The sequence below is a fragment of the Acidimicrobiia bacterium genome, from assembly GCA_029210695.1.
In the GTDB taxonomy this organism is placed as follows: Bacteria; Actinomycetota; Acidimicrobiia; order Spongiisociales; family JAHEDJ01; genus JAHEDJ01.
On the sequence record JARGFH010000051.1, the window covers coordinates 1 to 15,699 of the forward strand.

At 63.0% G+C, this 15,699-nt stretch carries 16 protein-coding genes and 1 tRNA gene; 8 read left to right on the top strand and 9 right to left on the bottom strand.

Translation table 11 applies throughout. The features are described from left to right. Nucleotides 1-107 precede the first annotated feature (107 nt). A complete protein-coding gene (locus P1T08_14265) occupies nucleotides 108-422 on the bottom strand; it encodes a helix-turn-helix domain-containing protein (GenBank protein ID MDF1597239.1) in 315 nt (104 codons plus the stop codon). Between the two features lie 280 nt (nucleotides 423-702). Between P1T08_14265 and P1T08_14270 the strand changes: the two genes are divergently transcribed. Then, on the top strand, nucleotides 703-1,308 hold the full coding sequence (locus P1T08_14270) for a hypothetical protein (GenBank protein MDF1597240.1): 606 nt from the start codon (nucleotides 703-705) through the stop codon (nucleotides 1,306-1,308). Between the two features lie 428 nt (nucleotides 1,309-1,736). On the opposite strand, the gene P1T08_14275 is transcribed toward P1T08_14270, so the two are convergent. Next, nucleotides 1,737-1,809, bottom strand: a tRNA-Lys gene (locus P1T08_14275). Nucleotides 1,810-1,843: 34 nt separating this feature from the next. Continuing rightward, nucleotides 1,844-3,031 (bottom strand): alpha/beta hydrolase, encoded by a 1,188-nt coding sequence (locus P1T08_14280; GenBank protein ID MDF1597241.1) that lies wholly within the window; start codon nucleotides 3,029-3,031, stop codon nucleotides 1,844-1,846. A 139-nt stretch (nucleotides 3,032-3,170) separates the two neighbouring features. Here P1T08_14280 and ligD point away from each other — a divergent pair, with 139 nt between their 5' ends. The 3 genes from ligD to P1T08_14295 all read left to right on the top strand — a co-directional run bounded on the left by ligD (nucleotide 3,171) and on the right by P1T08_14295 (nucleotide 7,526). After that, nucleotides 3,171-4,985, top strand: coding sequence for a non-homologous end-joining DNA ligase (ligD, locus tag P1T08_14285; GenBank protein MDF1597242.1), 1,815 nt, complete (start codon nucleotides 3,171-3,173; stop codon nucleotides 4,983-4,985). A 193-nt stretch (nucleotides 4,986-5,178) separates the two neighbouring features. Next, nucleotides 5,179-5,994: a hypothetical protein gene (locus P1T08_14290; GenBank protein ID MDF1597243.1), complete on the top strand. Its 816-nt coding sequence runs from the start codon at nucleotides 5,179-5,181 to the stop codon at nucleotides 5,992-5,994. A 266-nt stretch (nucleotides 5,995-6,260) separates the two neighbouring features. Beyond that, on the top strand, nucleotides 6,261-7,526 hold the full coding sequence (locus P1T08_14295; GenBank protein ID MDF1597244.1) for a uracil-xanthine permease family protein: 1,266 nt from the start codon (nucleotides 6,261-6,263) through the stop codon (nucleotides 7,524-7,526). Between the two features lie 145 nt (nucleotides 7,527-7,671). Here the strand turns inward: P1T08_14295 and P1T08_14300 are convergent, their stop codons facing one another. The 3 genes from P1T08_14300 to P1T08_14310 are packed head-to-tail and all read right to left on the bottom strand — an operon-like array spanning nucleotide 7,672 to nucleotide 9,910. After that, nucleotides 7,672-8,658 (bottom strand): hypothetical protein, encoded by a 987-nt coding sequence (locus tag P1T08_14300; protein ID MDF1597245.1) that lies wholly within the window; start codon nucleotides 8,656-8,658, stop codon nucleotides 7,672-7,674. Next, nucleotides 8,655-9,503, bottom strand: coding sequence for a sulfurtransferase (locus tag P1T08_14305; GenBank protein ID MDF1597246.1), 849 nt, complete (start codon nucleotides 9,501-9,503; stop codon nucleotides 8,655-8,657). The genes P1T08_14300 and P1T08_14305 overlap by 4 nt, the downstream gene beginning before the upstream one ends. 26 nt (nucleotides 9,504-9,529) lie before the next feature. After that, complete coding sequence (locus P1T08_14310; GenBank protein ID MDF1597247.1) at nucleotides 9,530-9,910, bottom strand: hypothetical protein; 381 nt, start codon at nucleotides 9,908-9,910, stop codon at nucleotides 9,530-9,532. 25 nt (nucleotides 9,911-9,935) lie between these two features. Here P1T08_14310 and P1T08_14315 point away from each other — a divergent pair, with 25 nt between their 5' ends. Then, nucleotides 9,936-10,808 carry a 5'-3' exonuclease H3TH domain-containing protein gene (locus P1T08_14315; protein MDF1597248.1) on the top strand — a complete coding sequence of 291 codons (873 nt, stop codon included), beginning with the start codon at nucleotides 9,936-9,938 and terminating at the stop codon, nucleotides 10,806-10,808. A 38-nt stretch (nucleotides 10,809-10,846) separates the two neighbouring features. Here P1T08_14315 and P1T08_14320 read toward each other — a convergent pair whose 3' ends face one another. After that, nucleotides 10,847-11,611, bottom strand: coding sequence for a GNAT family N-acetyltransferase (locus P1T08_14320; protein MDF1597249.1), 765 nt, complete (start codon nucleotides 11,609-11,611; stop codon nucleotides 10,847-10,849). Between the two features lie 72 nt (nucleotides 11,612-11,683). Here P1T08_14320 and P1T08_14325 point away from each other — a divergent pair, with 72 nt between their 5' ends. Then, a complete protein-coding gene (locus tag P1T08_14325; GenBank protein MDF1597250.1) occupies nucleotides 11,684-12,079 on the top strand; it encodes a nuclear transport factor 2 family protein in 396 nt (131 codons plus the stop codon). A 23-nt stretch (nucleotides 12,080-12,102) separates the two neighbouring features. Here the strand turns inward: P1T08_14325 and clpB are convergent, their stop codons facing one another. Then, nucleotides 12,103-14,670 carry an ATP-dependent chaperone ClpB gene (gene clpB / locus P1T08_14330; protein ID MDF1597251.1) on the bottom strand — a complete coding sequence of 856 codons (2,568 nt, stop codon included), beginning with the start codon at nucleotides 14,668-14,670 and terminating at the stop codon, nucleotides 12,103-12,105. A gap of 132 nt (nucleotides 14,671-14,802) precedes the next feature. Between clpB and P1T08_14335 the strand changes: the two genes are divergently transcribed. Both P1T08_14335 and P1T08_14340 read left to right on the top strand, forming a co-directional pair. Further along, nucleotides 14,803-14,928, top strand: coding sequence for a hypothetical protein (locus P1T08_14335; protein ID MDF1597252.1), 126 nt, complete (start codon nucleotides 14,803-14,805; stop codon nucleotides 14,926-14,928). Continuing rightward, a complete protein-coding gene (locus tag P1T08_14340) occupies nucleotides 14,894-15,247 on the top strand; it encodes a hotdog domain-containing protein (GenBank protein ID MDF1597253.1) in 354 nt (117 codons plus the stop codon). Before P1T08_14335 ends, P1T08_14340 begins: the two co-directional genes overlap by 35 nt. A gap of 46 nt (nucleotides 15,248-15,293) precedes the next feature. On the opposite strand, the gene P1T08_14345 is transcribed toward P1T08_14340, so the two are convergent. Beyond that, complete coding sequence (locus tag P1T08_14345; GenBank protein MDF1597254.1) at nucleotides 15,294-15,683, bottom strand: hypothetical protein; 390 nt, start codon at nucleotides 15,681-15,683, stop codon at nucleotides 15,294-15,296. Between the last annotated feature and the right edge of the window lie 16 nt (nucleotides 15,684-15,699).

Here is a 15,699-nt window from a genome sequence, read left to right on the forward strand (position 1 = left end):
TCATTCTCCCAGGTCAGAAGGCATTTTCTATGTCAATCCCAACCGTCAGACACCGATCAGACCGGTGGATCCAGGCTTAGCGATGTACCCGATCTGGCCGAGGCCTGTCACTCCTTGGCGGGCGAACGTGGTGAAGGGCCGAGTTCGGCGTCGCTGAGAAGGCCCAACAGTTCGCCGATGGTCGGTTGGCCTCCGCCAGTGGTGGGCAGTGGAAGATGTTCTTGGATGTGGTAGCGGTTTCGGCGTCCGTCTCGTTCTTTGATCACGTAGCCCGCCTGGGCGAGGTCGGCGACGATCGTGTAGGCGGTGCGCTCGGTGACGTCGATGGCGGAGGCGATATCGCGGAGACGGGCGTCGGCGTTGCGGGCGATGAGCAGCAACGCTCGAGCGTGGATGGTGAGGAAACCCCATGTAGTCGCCATGGGGCCAACCCTAACAGAAAACTAGAAATATGTTGCTAGTGATATGTTTCTGCTGTAGGATTACGGATAGATCGGGTTTCGGAGCATCAGCAGAAAGCGGAAGCTCACCTTGTTCACTCGGACCGCGCATTCTGGCGTTTGCCGCCATAGGCGCGCAACCTGGCTGCACGGCAAGGCCGACGAGAGGGTTGGTGTCGTCGAGAAGTCCCTCGACGACCACTAACGACGAGATCAACGACCTCGTCGACAACGACAAGGACAACGCAATGAAGGGGTTCGTATGAATATTGAGTCCGATAAGTCTGTATCGGTCGATGAGCGCGAGGAGACGGTGCGCGCAGCAGCACCACTCGACGAGACCGTCACCGAACCGCCACTCGACGAAGACGAAGCTGTCACAGAGTCCGAGGCGTCTGCGCCGGCTGCGGCCCACGAGGTTGCGGCTCGGGCCGAGACGGTCCGCACGGTTCGCACGACCAGGTTCACACCGTCGGCTGTCGTTGCGGCGGTGGTCGCCATTGCCATGTTGGTACTGGGCGGGATCACTGTGGGCCGCGCCGGGTTCGATGGCAGTCTTGGACAGCCCGTAGTCACCGTCGCAGGCTTCACCGCGACTGCGCTGCTAGGGCTGATCGTGTTCGGCTTTGGCGCCGTGTTGCTCATCGCTGCGCTAGCCAGGCAGCGGCAGCTGATCCTGGGTCTCGGGATCATTGGCGGCGTCGCCGGCTTGATCGCCGTGTTCGAGCCCACCATCGGCGGCGACTCCCTGTCGATACAACGCGAGCTAGGGATATGGACTGCGATCGCCATGGCTGCGATCGTCGTTTCAGCACTATTACCCACGGTTTCGCGCGTCAACACACGTCAAACCACCGAAGTGAAATAACACCACACGGTCGCCTAGGTCGCAACAAATCGATCCCCTCAAACACATGACCCAAACTCAGAAAGGCAGGAAGAACAGATGAGCACCACTGGATGGATCATCCTCATTGTCGTGCTATTCGTGGTATTCGGCGGCGGCTTCGGCTGGACTCGGCGCCGCAGGTAGATCACAACGAACTCGCACTATCCGCGCTGGTCTTCACCGCGTGCGCAGCCCTGCTGATCGCCCAGGATGCCTCCCCGAAGGCGATCCATGCCCACCTCGGGCACGCGGACTGGCTCGACTCAACTCGTGAGTCCACTCTCGGGGACTGTCAAGTCTCGGTACCCGGGCGACCCGCTGGCTCCGGTAGCTCGGCGACCCGCACCGGGGGTTATGAAGCGGCGTTGATCCGGTCGGGTTTGCCCCCGGGGTTAGCGAAGGCTCAGTGGGCCCGGCGGGGATCGAACCCGCGACCTTCGGATTAAAAGTCCGCTGCTCTACCGATTGAGCTACAGGCCCAACGAAACGGTACCAGGCGCCGACGCTGCCCTCGTCAGTCTGTGAGGTCGTCAAGCCCGATGGTGATGGCGGCGAAGCCTCGCATGGCGGTGGCGTCGTCCAGGTATTCGTGGTCGGGCAGCCCGTCGGTCAGGAACCACGGAACGCTGATGAGCGCCTTCCAGGGATCGGGATCGATTTCCGGCTCCGTCGGAACTCGAATGTGGGGAAGGCTCATCGGGCTCACCCCGTGGTAGTCATTCGGTACGAATCGGATCGGGTCGTTCCAGTTCGTTGCCACATAGAGGTGATCGCCATCTACCCCGAGGTCGTCCAATGATTCGGTCCCGGTGCCGGCGGCGCCGACCATGATGAGATCGTCAAAGGCCCCACTGCGCGCCGAGGTCGCACCAAGGACGGTGGCGCCGTAGGAGTGGCCCCATCCGACGACATGGCGGTTCTCGAGCGGCAAACCCTCGAGAACCTCTGCCGTCTCGCCAGATCCGTCCCGCCAGAAGTGGCCCAGCGGCGCGTCCAGGAACGTCTGAGGGGGCGCGTATGACAGCAGCGGAACCACGGCCACCTCACCTAGATCGTGATGTACGGCGAGATCGGCTGCCATGCGCTGTAGTGCCCCCGCGTCGGGCACGTCGACTGCGAGCCAACCCGCCGTCGACGTGTTCATACCAGGGATCATGATGAGCACGTGCTCTGCCTCCGCAGGTCCAATCCACACTCCCGCCCGGTAACCGGCCCGGCTCGACCGGGTTCCGATCGGTGTTGAAGAATCGACGGCGAAGTAGACGAGGCTGGTGTCGACCAGGCGGGCAAGGGTGTCGTAGTCCTGCCGGAGACCATCGAGGAGCGGACTGGACCGGAGGCCGAGCGCGGCCAGTCGGTTGAGTTGGGCCACGACGGCCCACAGTTCGGTCCAGGCTCTCGCCCGATTCGCCTTGATCAGGACCTCCAGCACACCGGCCGCAGTCGGGGCTGAACCCCCGGGCCGGGCCACGCTGGCAACCGGGGCCACCAACTGCGGTCGGGGTTCGGCGGCGGCCGCCTTCGCCAGCATGGAGACGGCCGACTCTCGCGCCTGCCCGGCGACGCCGGCGATCGTCTGCGCCGCACCGGTATCGAGCGAGATCAAGTTGGTGGCGATCGTGTTCGCTTCGGAGGCGAATCCGTTGATGAGCCGGGCAAGCCAGCGGATGGAATCGAGGTCAATCAGTCGGTAGTCGGTCATCTTTCTCGATCGAGCACTCGGCATCCCAACCGCGGCTGCCGGGTGAACGCCGCGGATGGAACGGCCTCCTCTGCGGGTCTTCCGATATTGATATATAGCGCAAACTATCACAACGGAGCGCGGAAGCTAGAGTGTCGTGATGATCAGATTCGGTGTATCCGGCCTGCCCCCGGAGGGCGTCGAGGACGATGCATTTCTCGACGGCCTGGTCGCCGATGGTCGTCGAGCGTACGAACTCGCCTTCGTCAAGGAATTCCCCTGGAACGAGCGGCGGTGCGAGGAGTTCGGCGGAGCCGCCGCCGAGCGCGACATCTGGCTTTCGGTGCATGCCCCCTACTTCGCCATCCTCACCGTGGAGGACGAGGAGAAGTCCAAGCAGTGTCTGGCAGCCCTCGAACACACGATGAAGCTGGGGCGCGCACTCGGCAGCCGGATCATCTGTGCCCATTTCGGGCCAATCGGGGAACGATCTCCTCAGGAGCTGATGGATGTCATTCGCCAGAGGCTTGCATCGATTTCACCCAAGGTTGCTCACCTCGGGGTTGGCCTCGGCTTGGAGACGGCGGGCAACGATCGGACCTTCGGCTCCATCGGCGACATTGCCACGCTGGCCGCCGAGTTCCCGTTCGTTCGTCCGATCATCGACTGGGCTCATGTGCACGCGATGACGGGCGGTGGGCTGACCTCGAAGGACGCTTACGCAACGGTGATCGCCTTCATCCGCGACTCGTTCCCGGCCTGGATGATCGAACCCCTTCAATGTCAGTTCACCGACAACCTGGTCGGCGGGCACGGTGAAGTCAAGCACGTGCCGTACGGTGAGGGGACGCTGCGAGTAGGCCCCCTGGTCGAGGCGGCCACCGAGGCAGGGTTGCGAATGGTGATGATCTCGGAGGCTCGCGAGGAGGCGTCTCATCGGGCCATTCAGGAAGAAGTAAGCGCCGCCTTGCCGTCACCGAAAGCGCCGGGTGGTTCGGATCGGTCGCTCGGCTCCGGTCGCGTGACGATGCCCGGGCTCATCGAAGTGGCCGCTGAGAAGGGGGGCTTTCGCCCGGGCGGGCTCGATCGAGCCCTCCGTCTCTCCAACATCGACAAACCGTTCTTTCCAGACGGCTTCACCAAGGGTGATCTCATCCAGTACTACGCCTCGATCGCTCCCGTGCTGTTGCCCCACCTGGCCGGCCGGGCGATCGTGATGGCTCGTTTCCCGGACGGCAGCGACGGCGACTTCTTCTACGAAAAGCAGGCGCCCGGCCATCAGCCGGATTGGATGCCGCTCGCCTCGATTCATTCGCAGCATCGAGGAGAGCCGATCGAGTTCGTCACGGCGTCCGACCGGGAGGCCCTCATGTGGCTCGCCAACATGGGCTGCATCGAAATCCATCCCTGGCTGAGCCGGGTGGACAACCTGGACAACCCGGACTTTGCCGTGTTCGATCTCGACCCGGCCGACGGGGCAACCTGGCAGCAGGTGGTCGACGTAGCCGGAGTGGTCAAGCTGGCGCTCGAACGCTTGGGCCTGCGGTCCTACCCGAAGACCTCGGGTGCGACCGGCCTTCACATCTACGTGCCGCTCGAACCGCTGCACGACTACAGCAGAGTTCGCGCCTTCGTGGAGCGGGTGGGTCGTCTGCTGGTGGCCGCCGATCCGGACGGTATCACCATGGAGTGGGACATCCCGAAACGGGCCGGCAAAGTCTTCATCGACCACAACCAGAACGTCGGCGGCAAGACCATCGCATCGGTGTACTCGGTTCGACCCCGTCCCGGCGCCCCTGTTTCGACGCCACTCGTATGGAACGAAGTGGGCCGGGTGGAGCCGGACGACTTCACAATCGCCAACGTGTGGGATCGCCTCCAACGGTTCGGCGACTTGTTTGCTCCCGTCCTGAAAGGCGGCCAGACCCTCGACGCTGCAGAGGCTGCGCTGGGTATCGAGCCAGCCAAGAAGTAGCCCGGCGGAGGGACCCGGTCGCAACGCCTGCCATTGCCTAATGCCTATTGCCAAATGCCGGTGCATGACGACCTACACCTACTCGCAGGGGCAACGCTCTCCGCGTTCTTATCACGCCTTTTACTCCGCCGGGAGGCGCCCTTAGGCATCTATACGAGACAGTGGTCTCAGAAACGGACTCCCAGGAGGATGTATGAACCGCCGTCTCGCTGCATTTTCGATACTCGCCGCCCTTGCCCTCGGGTTTCTGCTCGTGCGTACGGACACAGCCGATGCCTTCAACGACCCTTACATGATTGACTTCAAGGCGAATTTCGGAATCGCCAACGGAAGCAAGCTCGATTCCTGTTTGGTCTGTCACAACAGCACGACCGGCGGCAACCGGAATGCCTATGGTTTGGCCTTCGTAAGTGCAGGCCGCAGCTTCACCGCGGCGCTCGCTGCCGCCGATTCGGATGGTGACGGCGCCTCGAACGGAGACGAGATCGCCGCCGGGTTCTTCCCCGGGGACCCTTCGGATACGCCGCCTCCGACGACGCCTCCGACGACGCCTCCGACGACGCCTCCGACGACGCCTCCGACGACGCCTCCGACGACGCCTCCGACGGCCCCGTCACTGACTGCTCCGGACGCACCCGTCGACTTCCCGATGGATTACCGGGTGGGTGACGCCGGCACTGTGACGATCGACCTGGTCGACGGGAAGCTCGTTGCGACGGTGGTGGCAAACGATGGCTGGACCTACGACGTCGAGTCCAAGGGTGACGAGGTGGAAGTCGAGTTCCGCAACGGCAAGACCGAGATCGAGTTCGAGGCCGAGTTCGAAGACGGCGAGTTGCAGGTCAGGATCGAGAGCGAGAGCGATGACGACGACGATGCCGACCATCGCGACGGAGACCACGACGACGATGACGACGACGATCATGGTGGTGACCACAAGAAGGGTGACGGCGACCACGGTGACGACGATCACGGTGACGACGACCATGGCGATGATGGTGACGACTGAGCCCTGCTGACTCTCACGCAGGAAAGGGGCCGAGGGGCCCCTTTCCCGTTGTGTCGATCGCCTCGTCATCCGGGCGCCCGCCCAGCGGTTCACGATCACGGTAACCATTAGGGGCTTTCGGCCGTCGAATCGGGCGTGCTTTGGGCGACATCGCAACAAGCAACGTCGGTATCGTGCAATCTCGATGGGTACTACTACCTGTATCGGCTGAAGACGTCGCCCTCTGGGCGGCGTTTTTTATCGGGAGGTGAGGAGAAATGGTGGAGTTGACTCCACAGAAGAAGACCGTGCTGGGTCTTCAGCATATGGTCGCCATGTTCGGCGCAACGATCCTGGTCCCGTTGATCACGGGTTTGAATCCGAGCGTGGCGCTGATCTCGGCCGGTGTCGGGACGCTGCTATTCCACGTAGTGACGGGATTCGGCGTGCCCGTGTTCCTGGGTTCGTCGTTTGCGTTCATCCCGCCGATTCTGTTGGCGCAGTCGAAGGGGTATAGCTTCGCCAGCATCGGCGGCGGCATCATGGCAGCCGGTTTCGTCTATCTGATCGTGGCCGGGATCGTCTGGGTGCTTCCGAATGGGAGTCAGCAGATCCGGGCGCTGTTCCCGCCGGTTGTCACCGGTCCGGTCATCACGGTCATCGGAATCACGCTGGCCCCGATTGCCTTGGGTCAGGCGAGCGGAATGGCCGGCACCGACAGGGTGATGGATCAGGGCATGGCCTGGCTGATCGCGCTGATCACGCTGGCGGCCGTGATCGTGGCGGCGATCTACTTCAAGGGCCTCTTCAAGATGCTGCCGATCTTGACCGGCCTCGTAGTCGGATATGTCGCAGCGTTGATCTTGGGAGAGGTCAGCTTCGATGCCATGAGTGACGTGGACTGGTTGGCCTGGCCGAGCTTCACCCTTGGGTCGTTCGACTTCAGCGTTGTATGGATCATTGCTCCGGTGGCGTTCGTGACGATGATCGAACACGTCGGCGACATTCTCACCAACGGCCGGGTTGTCGGGAAGGACTTCTTCGACGACCCCGGTGTCAACCGGACTCTGATGGGCGACGGCCTAGCAACCCTGTTCGCAGGCCTTGTCGGCGGTCCTCCGAATACGACCTATTCGGAGAACACCGGCGTGCTGGCAGTCACCAAGGTGTACGACCCGGTGATTCTTCGTATTGCCGCCGGATTCGCCATCCTGCTCGGATTCATCCCCAAGTTCGGAACACTCTTGCAGACGGTCCCCGTCCCGGTGCTCGGTGGACTCTCCATTGTGCTGTTCGGCATGATCGCCTCGATCGGCATGCGGGTGCTCTCCGACGCACGCGTTGACTTCACCCATAGCCGCAACCTGGTCGTGGTTGCGTTGATCCTGGTGTTTGGTCTGGGCTACAGCGGTCTCGAGTCACCGCTGGCGGTCGGTGATGTCTCTATCTCCGGTCTGGCATTAGCCGCCATTATTGGAGTAGTCGCCAACCTGATCCTGCCGAAGGAATTCGACGAACCTGCCGAGCAGTTCGAGAGAAGCTCGAGCAACTGAAGTAACCGATCACTACCGAGAAGCGGCGGCCTCCGGGCCGCCGCTTCTCTGCGCCGCAGACCAATCACCCCTTCGTTCTGGCGTTAGAAAGCGCGCAGTTTTGACCGGTCTCAAACGCCAGAAGGAGGAATTGGGGGGATTGTGGCTACTCGGCATCTGTGGCAGTCATCGCCCACGCCAATCCGTGCTCGGGGTCCTCTGCCGCCAGTCGGAGTACCCAACCCGTTGAAGGGGCCAGGTCGTCCCAGAAATACCACCGGAGGCTGGCCGCCGTCTCACCGAGTTGGTTCGAATCGGGCGGCCAAGGATCCAGCAGGTCGGTCAGGGCGGCGATCGCCCACCAGGCGGCGAACCGCCCTGCAGCAGCTCCAGGCCGTTTTCCATGAGCCCCGCCCGAGGCAGCAGCCCAGGCCATCCATGCCATCGCTCCCGACAGATCGGTTTCGCCGATCCGGATCTTGCGGGGTCCTAGGGCGGCGATAGCCTGTTGCGCCGTACCCTCCACTACGACTGCCTCGCTGCGCCCGTTCGATTGGGAAACCCAGGTCTCGGTCAGGGCCAGCAGTGCGTCGGTTTCGTCGGGATGATCGACCACGGCGCCGGGTGGCGGCAGTTTGACACTCACCAGATCCGGTGAGTCCGGCGTCGGATGGTTGGCCCGGTCCGGCCGGTAGGCGGCGGTGGCATACCGCGGTTCCCAATCCGCCAGCTTCAGCGGCAAGTCGACGAGGTACAAGTCGATGCCGTCGACGCCGGCGAGGTCCTCGCCCTGGACGACCCGTTCGTGCGCCGTCAGGGTGCGGGCCTTGCCCGGCGGCAGATGCGGGTCGAGTTCCGCCCACCGATGTGAAGAGGCGGCCACCTCGGTCAGCGGACCCAGGGTGAATCCACCTCCACCAGTGGCGGCGACTGCCGCCGCGTACTCAGGGGAAGCTTCCAGCGCGAGCCGGTAGTCCGCGTGATAGGCCACTCCCCACAACTGCTTGCCGACTTCGACGGCCTGGCGGCACCGGACGGCGAGTTCGACCAGGTCGTCCCAGGCCCGAGCCGAGCACATCCCGTCGACGATGCGCATCAATCTCGCCGGATCGTTCGCGTCGATTGCATCGGCGACATCGTGTCGAGCGATCACGTGGTGGGAGCCGCTCCGGGCTCCGGTCCGGTCGCCACCGGGTACTGCTCGGTTGACCAGTCGCTCCACGAACCTGGATACAGCAATGGTTCCGGCAGCCCGGCCAGGTGCATCGCCAACACGTTGTGACATGAGGTGACACCGCTGCCGCAGTAGGTCACAGTGCGAACACCGTCGTCCACCCCCAATGCGGCGAAGCGGGCGCGTAGCTCGGCGGGGCTCTTGAAATGACCGTCCGTCGTCACGTTTCCGCCGTGAAAGGCGGATACTGCGGTCGGGATGTGCCCGGCGATCGGGTCGACCGGTTCGGTGAGCCCCTCGAACCGCTCAGGAGCCCGGGCGTCGAGGATGAGCATGTTGCCGAGTGACGCACGCAAATCATCCCGATCGATGGACCCACCTGGTTGGAGTCGCCCGACATAGTGTGCGGGCGAAGGTTCGGTCACCTGATTCTCGACCGGCATCCCGGCACTCGTCCACGCCGTCCAGCCGCCATCGAGTACGGACATTGCGTCGTGGCCGAGCCGTCGCAACATCCACCACAAGCGAGCCGCGATCGAGCCGTCTGCGGCGTCGTACACGATGACATGGTGTTGGTTGCCTATACCCCTGGCGCCGAGCAGGGTTGCGAAGTCGGCCCAGCGGGGCAGCGGGTGCCGTCCCGGCCCCGTCCCCGGTGTGCTGAGGTCCTCCTCGACGTCGAGGAAGATGGCACCTGGAATATGCGAGATCTGGTACTCACGTCTTCCTTGCTCAACATCGGCCAGGTACCAGCGGGTATCGACGACGCGGACGTCAGCAGACTCCAGGCGGGCGGCAAGTTGGTCGACGTTGATCAGGGGCACAAACAACTCCAGGTTCGCGGTCTCTTCTATTCGGTGGTCGGCGGCTCGGTCGGTTCGGCCGGCGCCGCATCGGTTCTCGAGGGTGGCTCGCCGGTCCCGCCCTTAGCGCGCCACTTCGAGATCTGATCTCCGAGGTCTGAGAAGGAGGCGCCCAGCGCATCGACGAACGATTTGGCGGTCTGCTTCGCCTCGCTCTGAACCTCGGGATCCGCGACGGCGTCGCCGATCGTCGCAAAGGCAGTCTTGATGCTCTCACCGAGTGTTTGGACCGCGTCTTTGACATCCTCCTCTGAGACGGCTTCAGCGCCTTCGCCGGCAGCCTGTGACTCGTAATGCTGCTTGAACATCGAGCCGATCTTCTTGAAACCCTCTCCGACCTCGCTCCAGGTTTCGTCCGACTTACTCATGGTGTTCCCTCCTAGGATCGATGGGATGCAACTGCACCTCCTCGATGCTACCTATGAGCTGTTCCGTTCGTATTTCGGCAAACGTCCGTCGCGCGCTGCACCGGACGGTCGGGACGTGACTGCGGTGCACGGACTCATCGATTCGACCCTCAGCCTGCTGCGGGAGTCGGATGTGACCCACGTCGCCGCATTCTTCGACACCGTGATCACATCATTCCGTAACGATCTATACGACGGCTACAAGACGGGTGAAGGAGTGGCAGAAGAGCTGCTTGCCCAGTTCCCGTTGGCCGAACGCGCCCTCGAGGCGATCGGTGTCACGGTCTTTCGGATGCGGGAGTTCGAGGCCGACGATGGAATTGCCGCCGCAGCTCTCCGCTTCGTAGATGAAGTCGATCGGGTCGTGATCCTCAGTCCGGACAAGGATCTATGTCAGGTCGTTGAGGACAACAACATCGTCGCCTACGACCGCCTGCGGCAGCGGCTACTCAATGAAGCCGGGGTCTGGGAGAAGTTCGGCGTTGCCCCCGAATCGATTCCCGACTACCTGGCCCTCGTCGGCGACAACGCAGACGGAATACCGGGGATCCCGGGTTGGGGCGGCAAGTCGGCCTCGACGCTGCTGGCCGAATACCGCCACATCGAGCACATTCCGACGGACGAGCGCAAATGGAAGGTCGCGGTGCGAGGAGCGGCCAGACTCGCTGTGAATCTGCGTGACAACTTCGACGATGCCCGGCTCTTCCGGACGCTGACCACGTTGCGCTACGACGTACCGATCCCCCATACTCTGGCCGATCTCGAATGGCAGGGCGCACCCCGGGAGCGTTTCACTTCGTTCTGCGAAGAAATGGGATTTGAGAGCCTGCAGGAGCGGCCACATCGCTGGGCTCCGTAGTCCTGCGTCTGAGTAGCGGGCACCAGGGATCGCTTGGGTCAGACCCCGTGGAGTGGGGAGGGTGCGGGAGATCGGTACCAGTAGTCGTATCCGAACGTGAATCCCATCGACTCGTAGAGTTGCCAGGCTGCAGTGTTCTCGTGCATGACCTGGAGGTAGGCGAGCGAGGCGCCCTGGTCGATCCCCCACGCCATCAAGGATTCGGACATCCGTCGTGCCAGGCCCCTGCGCCGAAACGCCGGTTTGGTTGACACACTGAAGACTCCCAGGAGTTCACCGTCGGCGACTCCGAGCCCCGTTGCGACGACGGTCGAACCTTCACGAATCACCGCGAAAGCCGTCGCCGGTTCGATCAGGTTGAGTGTCTGCGAGAGCGTGGCGCGCCGCCCGGACATATACGGATTGCTGTCCACCAACTCATCAAGCCACTCCTGAGTGAATCGGGAGGTGATGCTCACTTCCACGCGGCCTCCCGGCTGCAACGGCCGAACCAGGACGCCGGTGCGGTCCTGGAACCGATACCCGCGCCCGTCCAATTCAGCGTCCAGCTCTTCTGGAGATGATCGATGGGTCATCCGAAAGCTGGGCGGCCAGTCCCTGTCGGCGTACCACTCCTCGGCCGACGCGACCTTCGCGGCAAGCGGGGTGCCATCGTGTTCCAGCGCTTGCACCGAGTTGGCCCGGCGTGCCTGCCCATTCGCGTAACGCAGGATCCAACCACCCAGATCAGTTTCCTCGAGCGCAGGGAAGGCCCGCAGTGCAGCCCGTTCGATTGCATCGGCTGTAGTGTTGGTGACAGGCATTGTGTTGACAGTTAACCGCATTTTGACCGGCACGTATCCGACACGCCAAACTCGGAGGCGAGGAGGTTCTGCATGAGCGAGCATCGGAATATCGAGCGGGTCAAACGCGAGTATCAGGCGTTCGCAGAGGACAACTTCGAGGGCCTGTCCGAACTCTTCTCCGAGGACGCCATCTGGCACGTCAACGGCGATACACCGCTGGCCGGTGACCACATCGGTCGCCAGAACATCGTCGAGTTCCTGCGAAAGCTTGCCCACGATACGCACGACTCGTTCATGATCGAGGTGCACGACATACTCGCCAACGACCTCCACACCGTTGTGCTGGCCCACATGACCGTCGATCGCGACGGCGAGCTCTACACAGCCGACGAGGTGCACGTCTTCTGCATGAACGACGAGGGGCTCATCACCGAAGCGTGGGGGTTCACTTCCGAGCCCGACGGCCGCGGCCAGTTCTGGTTCTAGTCGCCCGCCGCACTCCTCCGCTGCTAGCCGAACTCCAGCCCATCCTCGCCGGCGTCCACTTTGACTGTGTCGCCGTCGGTGAAGGCTCCCTCGAGCAGCTTGACGGCGAGGGGGTCGCCGATCGATTTCTGCACGAGTCGCTTCAGTGGTCGAGCCCCGAAGCTCGGGTCGTAGCCGTGCTCGGCCAGCCAGTCGAGGGCAGCTTCGGTCAGTTCGAGGCCGATGCGACGCTCTTCGAGGCGGCGCCGCAGATGTCCGATCTGGATTTCGGCGATCGAGCGGATCTCCTCCCGGCTGAGCCGGTGGAATACGATCAACTCGTCGACGCGGTTGATGAACTCTGGTCGGAAGTGCTGGTGGACCACCTCGAGGACCCGCTCCTCGACGACCTCCTCGGGAAGACCGGGATCGATCAGTTCTGAGCCCAGGTTCGACGTCATGACCAGCACCGCGTTGGTGAAATCGACGGTGCGTCCCTGACCGTCGGTCAACCGGCCATCGTCGAGTAACTGGAGCAGGACGTTGAATACGTCCCGGTGCGCTTTCTCGATCTCGTCGAGGAGGATCACCGAATACGGGCGTCGGCGGACGGCTTCCGTGAGCTGACCACCTTCCTCGTAGCCGACGTACCCCGGTGGGGCGCCGATCAACCTGCTCACCGTGTGCTTCTCCATGTACTCCGACATGTCGATGCGGACCATGGCCCGTTCGTCGTCGAAGAGGAACTCGGCGAGAGCCCGTGCCAGTTCCGTCTTGCCGACGCCGGTCGGGCCGAGGAACACAAAGGATCCGATTGGGCGGTTGGGGTCGGACAGGCGGGCACGGCTGCGGCGGATAGCGTTCGATACCGCGGTCACGGCCTCGTCCTGGCCGATCACTCGTTCGTGGAGGTGCTGTTCGAGCCGGATCAGTTTCTGGGTCTCGCCCTCCAGTAGGCGCGAAACGGGGACGCCGGTCCAGCGGCCGACGACCTCTGCCACATCGTTGTCGGTCACCTCTTCGGAGAGCATCCGTGTATCGCTTTGGAGGTCATCGAGGGCGGTCTGACGGGCCTCTAGGGAAGCATTCAGTTCACGCAGCCGTCCATATCGCAGTTCTGCTGCCTTCTCGAGGTCACCTTCGCGCTCGGCGCGTCCGGCCTCGGCTCGAGCCGCTTCGATCTGTTGCTTGAGAGAACGTACCTCCTCGATCGACGCCTTCTCGCGATTCCAGTGGGCCTTGAGCCGGTCGCTCTCCTCTGAGAGGTTGGCCAGGTCTTGTTCGATTGAGGCGAGGCGTTGCAGCGAGGCGTTGTCCTCTTCTTTCTGCAAGGCGGTGCGTTCGATCTCGAGTTGCTTGATGCGCCGCTCGAGGTCGTCGATCTCTTCCGGCATGGAATCGATTTCGATACGCAGGCGGGATCCCGCTTCGTCGATCAGGTCGATCGCCTTGTCCGGCAGATTACGTGCGGTGATGTAGCGATCGGAGAGGATCGAGGCGGCTACCAGCGCGGCGTCGGTGATGCGGACCCCGTGGTGTACCTCGTAGCGTTCCTTGAGCCCCCGCAGAATGCCAACGGTGTCTTCGACTGAGGGGGGTTCGACCATGACCGGTTGGAAGCGCCGCTCGAGTGCTGCATCCTTCTCGACGTACTTCCGGAACTCGTCGAGGGTGGTTGCACCGATCATCCGCAGTTCACCTCTGGCGAGCATGGGCTTCAGCATGTTGGAGGCATCCATGGAGCCTTCGGCCGCACCGGCGCCCACGATCGTGTGCATCTCGTCGATGAACGTGATGACCGAGCCTTCGGCGGCGGCGATCTCGGTCAGGACGGCTTTGAGGCGCTCCTCGAATTCACCGCGGTACTTCGCCCCGGCGACCATGGCCCCGAGGTCGAGGGCCACGATGCGCTTGGTCTTCAGGCCTTCGGGGACGTCTCCGTCTGCGATCCGTTGAGCGAGACCTTCGACAATGGCGGTCTTGCCAACGCCGGGTTCTCCGATCAGCACCGGGTTGTTCTTGGTCCGGCGCGAGAGAACCTGGATGACACGCCGGATCTCGTCGTCGCGTCCGATCACCGGGTCAAGTTTCTGTGCTCTGGCTGAGGCGGTGAGATCGCGCCCGTATTGCTCCAGCGCATTGAAGGCCGATTCGGGATCGGTGCTGGTGACGCGCTGGTTGCCGCGGATCTCGGTGAGGGCGGCGAGCATGGCATCCCGCGTGGCTCCCAAGCCTCGCAATGCGCCTCCGACCGGGCCCCTGGCAGCCGCCATCGCCAGCAGCAAGTGCTCGACGCTGACGTAGTCGTCTTTGAAGCTGATGCGCTGTTCGTCTGCTTCTTCGAAGAGCTGCAGCGACGCTTTCGAAAGGTGTGGTTCCTCTCCGCCGTACACGCTCGGCAGTCCCGCCAGCAGGTATTCGAGGTTTTTCTTGAGTTCGGCCGGTGCCGCCCCGACCCGGTCGAGCAGTGGGTAGACGATGCCGTCCGTCTGGCCGAGGAGTGCACTGAGGATATGGGCGGGTTCGACGTACTGGTGATGTCGCGATGTCGCGATGGCCTTGCCGTCGAGAATGCTGCGTTGGGTTGCGTTGGTGAGTCGTTCGAAGTTCATGGTTGTCTCTCTACAGGGAAACCGCTGGGTAAGCGTTTCCATTCCAGGAAATCTAAGTCACATGCTATCAGATTTGAGGAGGATGCCATCGAGGGAAAGACACCGGCCCAATCAGCCTCAACCGTCACCCTGGTGATGCAGTTGCTGCATGCCAACTCGGCCGGATTCATCCACGGCGGCGAGATCATGAAACTGGTCGAATACGACCGCCGGTGTGGCGTCGATGCGGCACTGCAACGGTCGGGTGGTCACCGTTGAGGTCGACTCGCTCACGTTCCTGGCGCCTGTGCATATCGGTGAACTCGTCACGTTGAACGCGGTGGTTACCCAGGCGTGGCGGTCGTCGATGGAGGTCGAAGTTGACGTGTGGAGAGAGGACCCGAGGACGGGCGATCGAGAGCAAACGACCACCGCCTACCTGACCATGGTGGCGGTTGATGAGAGGGGGCGGCCCGTACCGGTCCCGCCGCTCATTGCAGACACAGAGGATGATGTCAGGCGTCAGCGGGCCGCCGACGTCCGTCGCGAGGAACGCATTCGGATTCGAAAACGACTCGAGGACGAAGCTCAGTCCTGATCTGCGAGATCGTTTATGCCGGTCGACTTCAGCGAAACATGGCCGGCTAGCCCAGCATCAACTCCAGGCGGCGGTTGACTGCGTCGAGGACGGCGCGAGCTGTGGCTTTGGCCGGGTCGTTCTCCCTGATGACGGCGCTGCCTACGAGCGAGTCGAGTGATCCTTCCAGCCTGACTTCGGCGATGGCCACGCGAGCGGTCCCCAGGTCTGTGGTGGCGACGCCGCTCAGGTCGAGGCGGGTGCCGTCACCGATGATCCGTTCGACGGCACGCAGGGTCGCCTCGCCGACAAGCCGGGGCCTTGCAGTTTCCTGGGACGAGCCGATCGAATCCCCGTCGTAGGGGATGTCGTTCCAGGCTAGAACGATACGAACCCGTGCCTCGTTGTCGGTCACCTGCTCATCGAGCATGGCCAGTGCGGGACGCTGGAATCTCATAACGGCAACGGTAGCG